The 13,697-nt window shown below is 66.0% G+C and carries 14 protein-coding genes and 1 tRNA gene; 4 read left to right on the top strand and 11 right to left on the bottom strand.

Translation table 11 applies throughout. The features are described from left to right. Positions 1 to 308: 308 nt before the first annotated feature. Both ACQKLX_RS24935 and ACQKLX_RS24930 read right to left on the bottom strand, forming a co-directional pair. Positions 309 to 935 carry a transglutaminase-like cysteine peptidase gene (locus ACQKLX_RS24935; protein WP_427364246.1) on the bottom strand — a complete coding sequence of 209 codons (627 nt, stop codon included), beginning with the start codon at positions 933 to 935 and terminating at the stop codon, positions 309 to 311. A gap of 281 nt (positions 936 to 1,216) precedes the next feature. After that, positions 1,217 to 1,696, bottom strand: coding sequence for an MgtC/SapB family protein (locus ACQKLX_RS24930; protein WP_427364245.1), 480 nt, complete (start codon positions 1,694 to 1,696; stop codon positions 1,217 to 1,219). Positions 1,697 to 1,807: 111 nt separating this feature from the next. Between ACQKLX_RS24930 and ACQKLX_RS24925 the strand changes: the two genes are divergently transcribed. Both ACQKLX_RS24925 and ACQKLX_RS24920 read left to right on the top strand, forming a co-directional pair. Then, the gene (locus ACQKLX_RS24925) at positions 1,808 to 2,092 is read left to right on the top strand and encodes a hypothetical protein (protein WP_427364244.1); all 285 of its coding nucleotides are present in this window, start codon (positions 1,808 to 1,810) and stop codon (positions 2,090 to 2,092) included. A gap of 266 nt (positions 2,093 to 2,358) precedes the next feature. Continuing rightward, positions 2,359 to 2,970, top strand: a complete 612-nt coding sequence (locus ACQKLX_RS24920; RefSeq protein WP_427364243.1) for an ImmA/IrrE family metallo-endopeptidase — start codon at positions 2,359 to 2,361, stop codon at positions 2,968 to 2,970. Positions 2,971 to 3,112: 142 nt separating this feature from the next. Here ACQKLX_RS24920 and ACQKLX_RS24915 read toward each other — a convergent pair. The 5 genes from ACQKLX_RS24915 to ACQKLX_RS24895 all read right to left on the bottom strand — a co-directional run bounded on the left by ACQKLX_RS24915 (position 3,113) and on the right by ACQKLX_RS24895 (position 6,864). Beyond that, positions 3,113 to 3,188: transfer RNA gene (locus tag ACQKLX_RS24915), tRNA-Phe, on the bottom strand. Between the two features lie 442 nt (positions 3,189 to 3,630). After that, positions 3,631 to 3,840, bottom strand: coding sequence for a DNA gyrase inhibitor YacG (yacG, locus tag ACQKLX_RS24910; protein WP_427364242.1), 210 nt, complete (start codon positions 3,838 to 3,840; stop codon positions 3,631 to 3,633). Beyond that, positions 3,830 to 4,654, bottom strand: a complete 825-nt coding sequence (locus tag ACQKLX_RS24905; RefSeq protein WP_427364241.1) for an SDR family NAD(P)-dependent oxidoreductase — start codon at positions 4,652 to 4,654, stop codon at positions 3,830 to 3,832. The genes yacG and ACQKLX_RS24905 overlap by 11 nt, the downstream gene beginning before the upstream one ends. A gap of 110 nt (positions 4,655 to 4,764) precedes the next feature. Continuing rightward, on the bottom strand, positions 4,765 to 6,192 hold the full coding sequence (locus ACQKLX_RS24900) for an L-lactate permease (RefSeq protein ID WP_427364240.1): 1,428 nt from the start codon (positions 6,190 to 6,192) through the stop codon (positions 4,765 to 4,767). Positions 6,193 to 6,213: 21 nt separating this feature from the next. Next, on the bottom strand, positions 6,214 to 6,864 hold the full coding sequence (locus tag ACQKLX_RS24895; RefSeq protein ID WP_427364239.1) for a Maf-like protein: 651 nt from the start codon (positions 6,862 to 6,864) through the stop codon (positions 6,214 to 6,216). Positions 6,865 to 7,140: 276 nt separating this feature from the next. On the opposite strand from ACQKLX_RS24895, the gene ACQKLX_RS24890 reads away from it, so the two are divergent. Together ACQKLX_RS24890 and ACQKLX_RS24885 are read left to right on the top strand one after the other, a co-directional pair. Beyond that, positions 7,141 to 7,521 (top strand): hypothetical protein, encoded by a 381-nt coding sequence (locus ACQKLX_RS24890; RefSeq protein WP_427364238.1) that lies wholly within the window; start codon positions 7,141 to 7,143, stop codon positions 7,519 to 7,521. A 246-nt stretch (positions 7,522 to 7,767) separates the two neighbouring features. Continuing rightward, entirely contained in the window at positions 7,768 to 9,042 is a 1,275-nt protein-coding gene (locus ACQKLX_RS24885; protein WP_427364254.1) for a serine hydrolase domain-containing protein, read from the top strand. A gap of 37 nt (positions 9,043 to 9,079) precedes the next feature. Here ACQKLX_RS24885 and ACQKLX_RS24880 read toward each other — a convergent pair whose 3' ends face one another. From ACQKLX_RS24880 to ACQKLX_RS24865, 4 genes are all read right to left on the bottom strand, one after another. Then, the gene (locus tag ACQKLX_RS24880) at positions 9,080 to 9,946 is read right to left on the bottom strand and encodes a CDP-alcohol phosphatidyltransferase family protein (protein ID WP_427364237.1); all 867 of its coding nucleotides are present in this window, start codon (positions 9,944 to 9,946) and stop codon (positions 9,080 to 9,082) included. Between the two features lie 166 nt (positions 9,947 to 10,112). After that, positions 10,113 to 10,859, bottom strand: coding sequence for a phosphatidylserine decarboxylase (locus ACQKLX_RS24875; RefSeq protein ID WP_427364253.1), 747 nt, complete (start codon positions 10,857 to 10,859; stop codon positions 10,113 to 10,115). Between the two features lie 150 nt (positions 10,860 to 11,009). Further along, on the bottom strand, positions 11,010 to 11,969 hold the full coding sequence (locus tag ACQKLX_RS24870; protein ID WP_427364236.1) for an aminoglycoside phosphotransferase family protein: 960 nt from the start codon (positions 11,967 to 11,969) through the stop codon (positions 11,010 to 11,012). A 49-nt stretch (positions 11,970 to 12,018) separates the two neighbouring features. Next, positions 12,019 to 13,674: an FAD-binding dehydrogenase gene (locus tag ACQKLX_RS24865; protein ID WP_427364235.1), complete on the bottom strand. Its 1,656-nt coding sequence runs from the start codon at positions 13,672 to 13,674 to the stop codon at positions 12,019 to 12,021. Positions 13,675 to 13,697 lie beyond the last annotated feature (23 nt).

Below are 13,697 nucleotides of genomic sequence, written 5' to 3'. Positions count from 1 at the left end.
GCGTAGGCGGCGGCCACGGCGGTGGCGGCGGCCACGGCGGTGGCGGCGGCCACGGCGGCGGCGGCCACGGCGGAGGCGGTGGTCACGGCGGAGGCGGTGGTCACGGTGGCGGCGGCAGCAGCGGCGGCAGCAACGTTCGTTGAGCGAGCCCTCTTATCCGGTCAGGCTGCGCACCAGCCTGGCCGGATTGCGCTCATTCCCGGGCGAACGGCGATCGCCCCCTCGGCCAGCAAATCGACAGAGACCGGAGCGAGCACGCTGCACATGTCCCGGCTTTGCAGACAAGACATCTGCGAGGACCGGTCCGCTCAGGGCCGGTATGGGCGCCTGGTCGCCGCGGTCACCACGACGGTGCCGCCATCGATCGCTTCCCAGGCACGCGGATTGGCCTGCGACATGCGGGTGAAGAACAGATATCCGGTCTGCGTCCAGGGCAGCAGACGCGAGGTCTTGTTGTCGAGGACGAGATCGCCCTCGGAGGTCGCGGCCATCAGCACCGCATGGCCCTCGCCGGCTGGCGTGGCGACGACCGCGATCAGCAGGGCCGAGGACGGCCAGCCGCGCTCGATCAATTGCTTGCGTTTCAAAAGCGCGAAATCCTCGCAATCGCCCTGGCCATCGGTCGGGATACTCCAGACATCCTCGCGGCCATGATGCGCCTGGTCGGAAATCTCCGAGATGGCGGAGTTCACCCGCGCATTGACCTCCTGCAGGTCGCGCTGGCGCTCCGGGGTCAGGACGACCTGCCGCGTCAGGGCGCCGGCGCGGCGGCATTCCGCCGGGTTCCTGGCGCAGAAATTGACGAAGGCCGGCGGCGGCGAGGCCGATCCGCGGGTCCTGGCGGCGAGTTGCTCGGCCTGGGCGGGCCCCGGCAGAGACCCCGCCAGCAGCACGATGCCGAGAGCCCATGAGGCGAACGAGACAGGCGTCGTCATGGTCGAAACCACATCGTCATGGTCCGCCTTGCAGGGGGAGATCGCGGGATCGGCAGTCGGAAGGATGGGCGCCTTTGCTTAAGAAAGACGGCAATTCTGTGATTAAACATGACGGGAGATTCGGGCGGCCGCAGCAAGGCTGAAGGCGCCCCGTCAACAGGATCCGCAAGGCGCGCCACCGCGCGCCAGGTGAGGGTTTTGTCTCAATACGCTGATTTCAACTGGGAAAGCGACCGGTCTTCAGACCGAGATTCAACTGGTGGCACGGCGATTTCCAACGGTCAGGCGGCGCCGTCGCCGCCGTCCCGCGGTCGCTCCGGCCTGCCGGCCCAGCGCTCGATCGAGTGATCGACGGCGAGCAGCGCCATGGCGAGCACGGTCGCCGAGAGCACGATCGCATGGTCGCCGAGCCCGGCGGCGCAGCCGAGCGCCGCGGTGACCCAGATCGCCGCCGCCGTGGTCAGGCCTTGCGGCGTCGCATGCCCCTTGCGCAGCACGATGACGCCGGCGCCCAGGAAGCCGATGCCGGTGACCAGCCCCTGGACGACACGGCTGGCGGCGTCGATCTGATCCGGCTCGCTGAAGATGGTTGCGGCGGCGGCGGTGCCGAGGCCGACGAGACCGAAGGTGCGGATGCCGGCGGCGCGCTGCTTGCCGGTGCGTTCCCAGCCGACGACGATCCCGGCCGCCATCCCCGCCAGCAGGCGCAGCAGCAGATCGATCTCTCCCCAAACATCGAAGCTCATGCCAGTGACGCTCATCCCGCCCTCCCCGCAGCGATTGCCCGCGGGGCTTGAACGCGCGAGGAAGCGAGGTGTTGCCGTGCGTGATGCCGGCGACTGAGATCGCCGGTTCAAAGCAAGGTTCGACAGATGCCCTATACCGACCCGCTCGAGCCGCTGCTCCAACGCGAGGAAGAGCTGCGCCATCAGATCGCCAGGCGTCTCGTCGAGGAAGCCGGCGCCCCGCCGCCGCCCGCTCTGTCAGCCAATCACCTCGCCGCCGCCGACGCGGCGATCGCCAACTGGGAAGAGCAAGGCGAGGAAGAACAGGACCAGCGGGCGTTCCGAGCCATGGGGCCGCTGCAGGAATTGCTGGCGGAGCATCAAAATCTGATTGAACAGATCTTCGACATTAAGGACCGGCGGCTGTCGTGATCGACGTAGGTTGAATTGACGCCCATTGCTTCGGCAACTTGGGCTTATGCAGGCTGCCAAAGAATAACAAGCCGCAGCTGTATGGTGCGGATTCAAGCTCCGGGCCTCCCGAGCTCCGGTCTATCACCCACCGCACGGGATTGGCGACACATGCTGTTACTCGTGAGCGGCACTCATGACCGCCCTAGCCGCTCCTATCGACATTCTGCCGTAAATCCGATAGATTTTTACTAGATGATGTAGCGCACCGGATGTGAGGCATCAAAATGTTGACTGACGACGAGATCGAGCGCAGAGCCACTGCACTTCGCAAGGAGCTGGGCCTCGACAAGCAGTTGCGGCTTGACCTTATGACGGTGATTCATAAGGCCAAGGGGAAATTCAAGAGGTTCGATTACCTCCGGGTCCCTGACCGCGGTATGCCCGATGCCGAGGCTCAGTTTGATAGCGAGACGGGCGTCATCAGCATGCGAGAGTCGGTCTTTCAGGGCATGCAAAATGGCAATGAGCGAGCTCGCATGACCGTTGCCCACGAAATGGGGCATTTTGCTTTGAAGCACGCTGGCGTTCGTAACCGAGCGATGCAGCCGGGCGCGGCAGAGAAGTATCTGGCGAGCGTCCGGAGCGCCGAGCGCGAAGCAATGCGATTTGCCGCGGCCTTTTTGGCGCCAGCTGACTTGATCGGCCCTCATGACAATGCTCACGAGATTGCTTTGCGGTTTGGGCTGAGCCTGCAAGCCGCTGAGATCAGACGATGTGAGGTTGAGGAAATGCGCAACCGCGGCGCACGACAGAAGAGGCAACTGCCGGAGAATGTTATCAACTATCTCAAGGAGGCTCGTCGTCGCGGCCTGCCGATCAAGACAGAGATTGACTGACGCGCTTTACATGCGGGCTGTCCACAGGGGTCACTGAGCGGACCAGCCTGTAGAGCATTGATGCACGCCGTTGTTACGGTCTCATCGGCACAAGGCTCTGGGAAGGCCTAACTTCTTGAAGCGAAACAAGGCTCAAGAAAAATGGTGCCCAGGGGCGGAATCGAACCACCGACACTGCGATTTTCAGTCGCATGCTCTACCAACTGAGCTACCTGGGCATTCCCGCGAAGCGCGCTGCGCTTCGGTTGGTGCGAGGCGATATAGAGGCATGGGCGCGGGCTGTCCAGCCGACAAACGATCCTGCCGGTGGGAAAATTTCATCCGGGCCTGCAAAGGTGCGAAAACCACGGCCGGCACAGCCTTTTTGCCGCGCCGGACGCGACTGCGGCGCCGGCCCGGCACATCCCGGGCACGGATCGCGGCACAGATGCTGACAAGTCCTGGAACCAAAGCGCGGTAACCGGGTTGATGCGGCGGCGCCAGCGATGGCGCCGTGCCTACCGCCGATCTCGAGCAAGCCGCGGATGTACCGGCAGTTCGATCGCGCGGGAGGCGGAATTCGGGCGATATCGCCCTCCGGATAGTCCTGACCCGTCGCATGCGACGCGTCAGCGAACGGCCCGGCGTCCTCCCGAAAGGGATGCGCCGGGCCTTTCCATGTCAGACGTCCTCGTCGCGCCGCATCGGCGCTTCCTCGGTCTCCTCCAGCGGCTCGCCCGGAATCACGTAACTGCCCTTGAGCCAGCGGCCGAGGTCGATATCGGCGCAGCGCGACGAGCAGAACGGCTTGAAGCGCTGCACGGAAGGCTTGCCGCAGATCGGACAGGGCCGCGCAGGCGAGGCAGGATTCTCGGGTTGCTCAGGCGCCATATTGCAAGGTCACTCCACCATCGACTGGAAGCTCGATGCCGGTGACATAGCGCGCTTCGTCGCTGGCGAGGAAGAGCGCCGCCCAGGCGACGTCCCAAGCCTCGCCCATATGGCCCATCGGCACCTGCGAGTCCCGCTTGGCCCACATCGCCGCGACATCGCCCTTGCCATAGGTCTGGGCGAGCCCAGCCGAATGCTCGACCATCGGCGTCTTCATCAGCCCGGGCAGCACGGCATTCACGCGGATCTTCTCGGGAGCGTATTGCGCCGCGGTGGTGCGGGTGAGCTGGTTCATCGCCGCCTTGCTGGCGCCATAGCTGGCATAGGGCACGCCGGTGTGGCGGATCGAGGCGATCGAGGAGATGTTGATGATCGAACCGCCCTGCCCGCTCTGCGCAAACTGGCGCTGCATCACCGGGATGACGTGCTTCATCGCCAGGAAGCAGCCGGTCAGGTTGACCTTGAAGACGCGCTCCCAGGTCTCGAGCGGCAGGTCGACGACGCTGCCGACCTCGGCGATGCCGACATTGTTGTCGAGCACGTCGATACGGCCATAGGCCTTGAGCGTCGCCTCGACCAACGCGCTGAGATCATCCTCGCTGGTGACGTCGGTGCGGATGGCGAAGGCCTCGCCGCCCTCGCCAGCGATGATGCTGGCGGTCTCCTGCGCCGCCTCGAGATTGCGGTCGGCGCAGACGACCCTGGCGCCTTCGCGGGCGAACACGGTCGCGGTCGCCTTGCCATTGCCCCAGCCCGGGCCGATCGAGCCCGCGCCCGCGACGATCGCGACCTTGCCTTCGAGACGTCCAGTCATAGCGGTGTTCCCTGCCCTGCGTGCTTACAAGTTGTCGGCGCCACCATCGGCACTCGCAGCGGCCTGGGCAAGCGCACGGCACGCAAGCCGGCATGCGCTCTGGCGCGTCCTCAGGCGAGTTGTGCGGCCGCGAGCGCGATCGCGGTGGTGAGGCCGACGACCAGCGCGAACCATGGCCAGAGCGAACGCAGCGCCTGCCCGGTCTCGGCCGTCGTCGCCTTGATCAGGACCTGGCCCATGGTGACGCGGACCGGGCTGACGGCCGTGAGCAGGCTGCCGGCGACGACCGCGGCGGCGATCACCAGAAGCCGCGCCTCGCCCGCCGGGACGAGCGCGGTCGCGAGCGGCATCGAGACGGCGCCGGCGCCGGTGTTCGAACCGGTGAGATAGCCGCCGAGCGCGCCCGCGACCGGAACAATGCCGGCCGACCAGGAGCCGAGCACGCCGCTGACGGCAAGGCCGATGCCGCCGGCAAGGCCGGAGCCGACCATGATCCAGGCCATGCCGACGAGCAGGAAGGTCAGCAGCGCCGCGCGGCCGGCGCGCTGCAGCGTCAGCTTCATCAGCACCGTCGCCTGCCTTGCCCCGCCGCGGCGGATTGCGACCACGAGCGCGATGACGATCAGAGGGATGGCCGGTGAGAGCAGCGGCGCGAAGGCCGAAGCGTCGGCGAAGGGCTTGAAGGAGGGGTGCTCCAGCCGGTCATGGATCGCCGGCACCAGCCGCATCAGCGCCAGCGCGACGACGAGCGCGATATAGGGCGCAAGGCGCGCCAGCAGTGCCCGGTCGAGCCCGGCCCAGCCCTTCACCCGCAGGAAGCGCAGCAGCATCACCGGCGCCAGCGCCGCGATCGCTGAGAGTTCCAGCGGCAAAGTGAGATTGGCTGCGACCAGCAGGGCCATCAGCAAGGCGATGAGGCCGGCCCATTCGAGGCGGTCGGCGAGCGCCGGCGGCAGGCCGGCCTGCCGCGACAGCCGCCAGAACAGGGGAAGCAGCGCAGCGCAGAGCAGCGCCGTCACGATCGCGATCCGCCAGATCAGCTCCGAGAGCGAGACGCCGGCGATGTCGGCGCTGATCCTGGTTCCGATGCCGAGCGCCCCCCAGGGCACCAGGATCTGGCTGAAGGTCGCGAGCGCCAATGCTGGCGCCTTCTCGACGCCGAGGCTGCGGGCACCCGAGACCGCGACGACATAGCCGACGCCGAAGCCGGTCGAGGTTTCCAGGAACGGGCCGCGCAGCAGGCAGGCCTCGGCGAGCGCGCCATGTCCGGAATTAGCCGAGCCATCCTCGTCCTTTGCCCGTTCCAGACTGAGCGAGAAGGCGAGCCCGGCAACGATGACCAGCGTCGCGGGCAGGCCGATCCAGGCGCCGGCGGCGAAATGCCTGGCGATCGCAGCGGCGTCCGGTTGGTTGGGCCCAGCGACATAGGCGACGAGTGCGGCACAGATGGTGCCGACCAGCCCGGCGGTCAGCGCGGAGCGCCCCGAGAGGATCAGTCCGAGGAAGAGGATCAGCGGCGAGAGCCAGATCAGGATCATGGCTATCAGGCGCCGCCTGCCTCAGCCGACGTTCAGCCAGCCCAGGCGGACCGGGTAGCCCTCGCCGCCGAGCAGGTTGACCGTCTCGTAGAGCGGCAGGCCGACCACGCCGGTATAGGAGCCGACGAGCTTGACGACGAAGGAGCCGGCAATGCCCTGGATGGCGTAGGCGCCGGCCTTGCCGCGCCATTCGCCCGAGGCGAGATAGTTTTCCAGGTCCTCGCCGGAGAGCCGCTTGAAGCGCAGGCGCGTCTCGACGATGCGCTCGCGAATGCCGCCCGAGGGCGTCGCCAGCGCGACGCCGGTATAGACCCGGTGCGCCCGGCCGGAGAGCAGGCGCAGGCAGGCGGCGGCCTCGTCGACGATCTCGGCCTTGGGCAGGATGCGCCGGCCGACCGCGACCACGGTGTCGGCGGCGAGGATATAGGCGCCGTCGAGATCGGGACGCCCTCTCAGCCCGGCGAGCCCGGCTTCGGCCTTGGCGCGGGCGAGACGGCGGGCGAGATCGCGCGGGCGCTCGCCCTTGAGCGGACTCTCGTCGAGATCGGAGGGCAGCAGCGCGTCGGGCTTGAGGCCGGCCTGCTCTAGCAAGGCGAGGCGGCGCGGCGAGGCCGAGGCCAGGACCAGCTTGGGCCGCCAGCCCGGCGGCTTCTGGGAGCTGAAGAGATTCAAGGCTGTCGGCTCGCTGCGCGTCCCGGGCGAATGTCGTGCAAGGCTTTAGAGCATGTTCTGCTGCTGTGGGAACCTCTTTCGCGAGCGGTGCCAGCCCAAGCGAACGCGCGAGACGCCTTGCATCCCCTGTGCACTGTACACAACTTCGAACACCGACATGCGCGGCTTTGGATTGTGCTAAACTGTTCAGCTTGCCACATTCGGCAAGCGGGTGTGGCGGCGCCCGCGAGGCTCGGCCCGTGCGGCCCCTTTTCTCGTCAACGGAGAGCTTTCGCCATGGCGTCACGGACTGGATCGGCTTCGACTGTCGCATTGGCTGCGGACGCACAAAGCGTTCTCGCCGAGATGGTCGCGATGCAGGTCGACGCCGGGCTCACCATCGCGATGCGCCTCCCGATCCTGGCCAAGGGCGCGCTCGGCGACGCCAGGGGCCAGCGCGAGGCGAGCAAGGCCGTGGTCGAAAAGGCCGCCGCGATGGCGGAGAGCAGCTTCGCCATTGGTCACGCCGCGGCGCTGTTCTGGTGGAGCATGGCGCTCAACCCGCTGACCCCGAACGGGCTTGGCGAAGCGACGGCCAAGGCGGTCCACAGCACGCTGGAGCCGTTCTCGCGGCGCACCCGCGCCAATGCCAGCCGATTAAGCCGTCGTCGCGGCTGACTGTTTGCCTGGCTCCCGGCGCCAGCCTCGGCCAACAAAAGCCCTCCGGCGCGCGCATGCCCGCAGGGCGACGACGACAGACTCCTCCTCGTAGAAGCGTCAGATATTGGCCCATGCGAAATCAGCATGTCACTCTGCCGCCTTGCCGAGTTCGCGGCGAACACTTAGGCTCAACCGGGATATTCGCCGCAATTCGGTGATGCGATCCGGTCCTGAGGTCCGCGAGATCGGCAGCGCCGCTTGGCCATGACGCACACGCAAGCAAGATTGTTCTCGCGCCGCAAGGTGCTCGCCGGGCTTGCCGCCGCCGCGACGCCAAACCTCACCTGGGCGCAGACAATCGCGATGGAGGGCCCGGTGTTTTCCGCAACCGGGCCTGACGCAGGCCGCTATGGCATTGAAGAGGGTTTTCCGGCGCACCGTGCTCCCTATGAGCCGAGATATCGCGTCGGAACATTCAGCCGTTTCGACCAGCTCTACCCGACCCGCTGGATCGAACGCCCCGCAACGCCGTGGAACTTCAAACGCGCGTCAGCAAGCGTCCGATACACATACATGGGCAAGCACCTGTCGCTGAACGACTACGTGAGCGGCAACCCCGTCACCGGGCTTCTCGTCGCCAAAGACGACGAGATCCTGTTCGAGCACTATCAATACGCCCGCACCGACCATGATCGGCTAGCCTCGCAATCGATGGCGAAGTCGCTTGTCGCGCTGCTGATCGGGATTGCGCAGTCCGAAGGCGCCATCCGAGCAGTCGACGATACCGTGGAGACCTATGTTCCCGCCCTTGCCGGAAGCGAATACGGCAAGACGCCAATCCGCGATCTGTTGCACATGTCCTCCGGCGTGGAATTCGGAGAACAGGCCGATAACGAGCGTGATCTCGACCGGCTCTGGCTCGACCTCATGGGCGGGTACGTACCGAGCTATGCCAGCCAGGCAAAGGGAACGATCGGCGGCATCAGGCAGTTCAACCACCGTGTCGCCCCGGCAGGATCACGATTTTTCTATGCCAGCATCGAAGCGGACGTGCTCGGTCTGGTGCTTCGTCAGGCAACCGGCCAGACCCTGTCTTCCTATCTGCAGGAAAAGATCTGGAAACCGATCGGCGCCGAGGCCGATTCCTGCTGGTTGGTCGACGCACAGGGCTTCGAGGTCGCACACGGGTTCTTCAACGCCGTCCTGCGCGACTATGCGCGGCTGGGACGCCTGCTTGCCCATGATGGCGCCTGGAACGGGAAACAGATCATCCCGGCGCAGTGGATGATGGACGCAACGACGGTGCGGCCTTCAGACTCCTATCTCGCGCCGGCCAAAGCCGATCCGACGTTCGGTTATGGGTATCTGATGTGGCTGCTGCCCTGGGGCGCTCGTCAGTTCGCCCTGTTCGGCGACTACGGGCATCGCATCTGCGTCGATCCCACGTCCAAGCTCGTCCTGGTCCAGACGGCTGTCGAACAGACGAACGAAATCTGGAGCCTGTGGCCTGCACTGGTCAAACAGCTCGGCAGGGCATGACGGCCCTTGCGCGTGCCGTCGCCAGAGCACGGGCAATCTACTCGTCGACTTTCGTCTCCGCAGCAGCGACCACCGCCTCGCCTGCTGCTCCCTCCGGCCGACCCTGACCTGCGGCATGGTCGCGCTCGAGCTTGCGGTAGCGCGCGACGCTGACCGGGATCAGTGCGAGATAGGCGGCGACGACCAGCGCCAGCATCTCGAACGGATAGGCGAAGAGCAGGCCGGCGACGACGACGACGGCGACGAAGATCGGCAGAACCTGGTCGCGCGGAATGCGGGTGCCGAGCGTCTTGCCGGCGTAGCAAGGGATGCGCGAGATCGTCAGGAAGGCGATGAACAGGATGTAGAGGCCGACGAACGGCGCGCCATAGTCCTGCACTGGCACACCGATAAACTGGAGATACAGCGGCAGCATCGCGGTGATCGCGCCGGCCGGAGCCGGCATGCCGACGAAGAAGTTCTTCTGCCATTCCGGCCGGTTGGGATCGTCGATCATCACGTTGAAGCGCGCGAGCCTGAGCGCCATGGCGCAGGCCAACGTCAGCACGATGATCCAGCCGAACGACTTCAGGTCGTGCAGGACGAAGACCCAGAGCACATAGCCGGTGGCGACGCCGAAATTGACGAAATCCGAGAGCGAATCGAGCTCGGCACCGAAGCGCGAGGTGCCCTTGAGCAGGCGCGCAAGGCGGCCGTCGACGCCGTCGAGCGCCGCGGCGATCAGGATGCAGATCGTCGCGGTCTCGAGCTTACCCTCGACGACGAGGCGCATCGCGGTCAGGCCGAGGCAGAGCGCCAGCAGCGTGATGACGTTCGGCGCGATCAGCCGGAACGGGATCGGCTTGAAGCGCGCGCGCTTGGTCTCGACGCGCTCGGGCTCGAAAGGCGGAAAGAGGTCGCTCATATCAGCCCGAATACGCGGTTTTATGATGGGAGGCTAGGCGTGGGGCGAAGCGCATAGCGTCATGCTCGGGCTTGACCCGAGCATCTCAGAACCAGTGGGCGGCTACCCTCTTGTTACGAGATTCTCAGGTCTGCGCTTCGCTCTGCCCGAGAATGACGGCCTTGTCTCAAATCCCCCGGAACACCCGGGCCGTATCGTTGCCGGAAAAATCCGCCAGCACGGTCTCGCCGGCGATCGCCGTCTGGCCTTCGCCGACCAGTGGAGTCACGCCCTGCGGCAGGTAGACGTCGACGCGCGAGCCGAAGCGGATCAGCCCGAAGCGCTCGCCCTGGCCAAGCGGATCGCCCTCCTTGACGAAGGGCACGATGCGGCGGGCAATCAGGCCGGCGATCTGGACGACGGCGATGGTGCCGGCCGGCGTCTCGATCGCCAGCGCATTGCGCTCATTGTCCTCGCTCGCCTTGTCGAGCTCGGCATTGAGGAAGAGGCCGGGCGTATAGGCCATCTTGGTGAGGCGGCCGGCGACCGGGCTGCGGTTCACATGGCAGTCGAAGACGTTCATGAACACCGAGATGCGGGTCATCGGCTCGGCCGGCAGCTCGAGTTCCGGCGGCGGCACGGCGGTGGCGATCTGGCTGATGCGGCCGTCGGCCGGCGAAATCACCAGCCCCTCGCGCTGCGGCACGATTCGGACAGGGTCGCGGAAGAAATAGCAGATCCACAGCGTGATCAGCGTGCCGATCCAGCCGAAAGGCCCCCAGAGCTGGCCGAGCACCAGCGTCGCCACCACGCCGATGGCGATGAAGACATAGCCTTCCTTGTGGATCGGCACGATCGTCCGGCGGACGGAGTCGACGAGAGACATGGGCGTTAGTCCTGTTGCTCTTGTTGGCGCGGTGCGCGCATCTGGCAGTGCCGTCGCGGCGAGGTTGAGGCCGCAAGACGGCGAAGCTGTTTAGGCTTTTGCAGGCATTTGCGAAAGGGGCGCGCGGCTGGCGCGACAATCGATCCCCGACCAAGGCCGGCGCCAGTGCCTCTTGGGGTGGCATATTGTTTCAGGCCTTCACGAATGGGCCAACACAGGCCAAATGATGGTCTCAAGATCGACCAGTTTTCTGATCCGAGTTTCCCAGCCCTCAATGTAGACATGCCGTAAATCGCTGGCACGGTGCAAAACCATGAGCGTCAGCAGCCGTCGCCTCATTTCGGAGCCCAACATTCTTGGCTCCAGACCATACCCTTCTAGGAGACAACAGACGCGACCGGGCAGACCCGCGCACATGAAGGCACTCGGCCCGAGGAGATCGTATTCGCGCCAGCCGGTCATCACATCGCCGAAGTCGATCAGAGCCGCGAGACGCCACTGCCCCAGCTCTTCGGTGAGAAGGAAGTTCTCCGGTATCCACTCGCCAGTCAGGATTACGGGCGGCGCGTCAAGCGGCACAGTTGCTGGCACGTCATGGAGAAGCTCTTCGAGATCGGATAGGAGACCTGAAGCGAGGCCTTGTCGACGATGCCGCTCGATACAGCCGGCAACCTGTCCGGCGATGAAACTCGGCCAGGTGGGCTCGATCGTCGCGAGTTCACCGGGCGCCACCGACTGCACATCCGCTATTGTTCGACCGATCTGTCTGAGCACCCGCTCTTTTTGAGATTCAGCCAGAGTTGGCCAAGCCTCCGATCCTAGAATGCCATGCAAGCGGGTGATGATGAGGTAAGACCAGCCGCCGCGCGCTCCTTCCGCCACAATCCGAGGAGTGGGAACCGAAAGCTTCCCATCCAGCACGCGAAGGGTCGCACGCTCGGAAACGAACTGGCTCCTATAAAGAGGTGGAAAGAGCTTCAGTACCAAGCTGCCGTTCAGGTCGACAACGAGATTCGTCCCAGTCCGATAGGGCGCAAGGATGTTCGCCGAGACATTCTCTGATCGGGCAATGTCCTTGACAGGAACTTGCCAATTTTCCGGCTTCGCGCGCCAATTCGCGAAAGCCTGCTCATCCGTGATGATGGGGAGTGTGATCATGTTCACCAATAGCAGTTGGGCTCTCGCCCACTACTAGAAATAGCAGGAATCACCCCACTGTCCTGGCCACCGCCCTCCCCGCCACACGCCCGGAAAGCAGGCAGCCGCCGAGGAAGGTTCCCTCCAGCGCGCGATAGCCGTGCAGGCCGCCGCCGCCGAAGCCGGCGGCCTCGCCGACCGCGTAGAGACCGGGAACCGGCTCACCCTCTGCGCCCAGGACGCGCGCCGAGAGATCGGTCATCAGCCCGCCCAGAGACTTTCGCGTGAGAATGTTGAGGCGAACCGCGATCAGCGGGCCATGGGCCGGGTCGAGGATGCGGTGCGGTTTTGCCGTACGGATCAGCCGGTCGCCGAGATAGGCCCGGGCGCCGCGTAGCGCGGTGACCTGCAGGTCCTTGCCATAGGGGTTGTCGGCATCGCGGTCGCGTGCCTCGATCTGCGCCCGCAAATACGCCTCGTCGATCAGCCCGGAGCCGCCGAGTTCGTTCATCCGGGCGACCAGGCGCGAGAAGTCGGTCTCGACGATGAAGTCCCCGCCCTTGTCGAGGAAAGCCTGGACCGGCGCCGGCATGCCAGCCCGGGCGCGCTGGATCACCTGGCGCCAGCTCTTGCCGGTGAGGTCCGGGTTTTGCTCGGAACCGGAGAGCGCGAACTCCTTGGCGACGATGCTGCGGCTGGTGACGAACCAGGAATGGTCGAAGCCGGTCTTGCGCAGGTGCTCCAGCGTGCCGAGCGTGTCGAAACCGGGAAAGAGCGGCACCGGCAAGCGGTTGCCGCGCGCATCGAACCAGAGCGAGGATGGGCCGGGCAGGATGCGGATCGCATGGGCCGGCCAGATCGGCGCCCAGTTGGCGATGCCCTCGACATAGTGCCACATCCGGTCGCCATTGATCAGCCGGCCGCCGGCAGCTTCGGCGACGCTGAGCATGGCCCCGTCGACATGGGCCGGCACGCCCGACAGCATGTGCTTCGGCGGCTCGCCAAGGCGCTGCGGCCAGTTGCGACGGACGAGCTCGTGATTACCGCCAATTCCGCCGGAGGCGACGATCACGCCTTGAGCCTTGAGCCCGAAGCTGCCGGTCACGCTGCGCGAACTCGCCTGACCGCGCCCGACCGCACTCTCCTCCAGTACCTCGCCTTCGACTCCGTCGACGACGCCGCCGCTCCGCGTCAGCCCGGTGACGCGATGGCGGAACCGCAGCTCGACCAGCCCCTTCTTCTCAGCCTCCGCGACGCGGCGCAGGAAGGGCTCGAGCACGCCGGGCCCCGTGCCCCAGGTGACATGGAAGCGCGGCACGGAATTGCCGTGGCCGGTGGCGAGATAACCGCCGCGCTCGGCCCAGCCGACCACCGGGAACCAGCGCATACCCTGCTGGTGCAGCCAGCTGCGTTTCTCGCCAGCGGCGAAATCGAGATAGCCTTCAGCCCATGCCTTGGGCCAGTGGTCCTCCTGCCGATCGAAACCGGCCGAGCCGAACCAGTCCTGCCGGGCGAGAGCGAGCGAATCCCTGATCCGCAGGCGGCGCTGCTCGGGCGAATCGATCAGGAAGAGTCCGCCGAAGGACCAGTGCGCCTGACCGCCCAGCGAGGCCCGCGGCTCCTGCTCGACGATGATGACCTTGCGGCCGGCATCGGCCAGCTCGGCGGCGGCGACGAGGCCGGCAAGGCCTGCGCCGACGACGACCACATCCGCATCGAGCGCCATGCATCCTCCCCGCTACGGGATTC

The organism is Allobosea sp. NPDC003192 (assembly GCF_050275675.1).
Classification (GTDB): domain Bacteria; phylum Pseudomonadota; class Alphaproteobacteria; order Rhizobiales; family Beijerinckiaceae; genus Allobosea.
This window is presented reverse-complemented; position numbering and strand designations above follow the sequence as displayed.

Excerpts from the sequence above, each read along its gene's own strand:
- ACQKLX_RS24935 (WP_427364246.1), bottom strand. The coding sequence starts at position 935 with ATGACGACGCCTGTCTCGTTCGCCTCATGGGCTCTCGGCATCGTGCTG.
- ACQKLX_RS24930 (WP_427364245.1), bottom strand. The coding sequence starts at position 1,696 with ATGAGCGTCACTGGCATGAGCTTCGATGTTTGGGGAGAGATCGATCTG.
- ACQKLX_RS24925 (WP_427364244.1), top strand. The coding sequence starts at position 1,808 with ATGCCCTATACCGACCCGCTCGAGCCGCTGCTCCAACGCGAGGAAGAG.
- ACQKLX_RS24920 (WP_427364243.1), top strand. The coding sequence starts at position 2,359 with ATGTTGACTGACGACGAGATCGAGCGCAGAGCCACTGCACTTCGCAAG.
- yacG (WP_427364242.1), bottom strand. The coding sequence starts at position 3,840 with ATGGCGCCTGAGCAACCCGAGAATCCTGCCTCGCCTGCGCGGCCCTGT.
- ACQKLX_RS24905 (WP_427364241.1), bottom strand. The coding sequence starts at position 4,654 with ATGACTGGACGTCTCGAAGGCAAGGTCGCGATCGTCGCGGGCGCGGGC.
- ACQKLX_RS24900 (WP_427364240.1), bottom strand. The coding sequence starts at position 6,192 with ATGATCCTGATCTGGCTCTCGCCGCTGATCCTCTTCCTCGGACTGATC.
- ACQKLX_RS24890 (WP_427364238.1), top strand. The coding sequence starts at position 7,141 with ATGGCGTCACGGACTGGATCGGCTTCGACTGTCGCATTGGCTGCGGAC.
- ACQKLX_RS24885 (WP_427364254.1), top strand. The coding sequence starts at position 7,768 with ATGACGCACACGCAAGCAAGATTGTTCTCGCGCCGCAAGGTGCTCGCC.
- ACQKLX_RS24880 (WP_427364237.1), bottom strand. The coding sequence starts at position 9,946 with ATGAGCGACCTCTTTCCGCCTTTCGAGCCCGAGCGCGTCGAGACCAAG.
- ACQKLX_RS24870 (WP_427364236.1), bottom strand. The coding sequence starts at position 11,969 with ATGATCACACTCCCCATCATCACGGATGAGCAGGCTTTCGCGAATTGG.
- ACQKLX_RS24865 (WP_427364235.1), bottom strand. The coding sequence starts at position 13,674 with ATGGCGCTCGATGCGGATGTGGTCGTCGTCGGCGCAGGCCTTGCCGGC.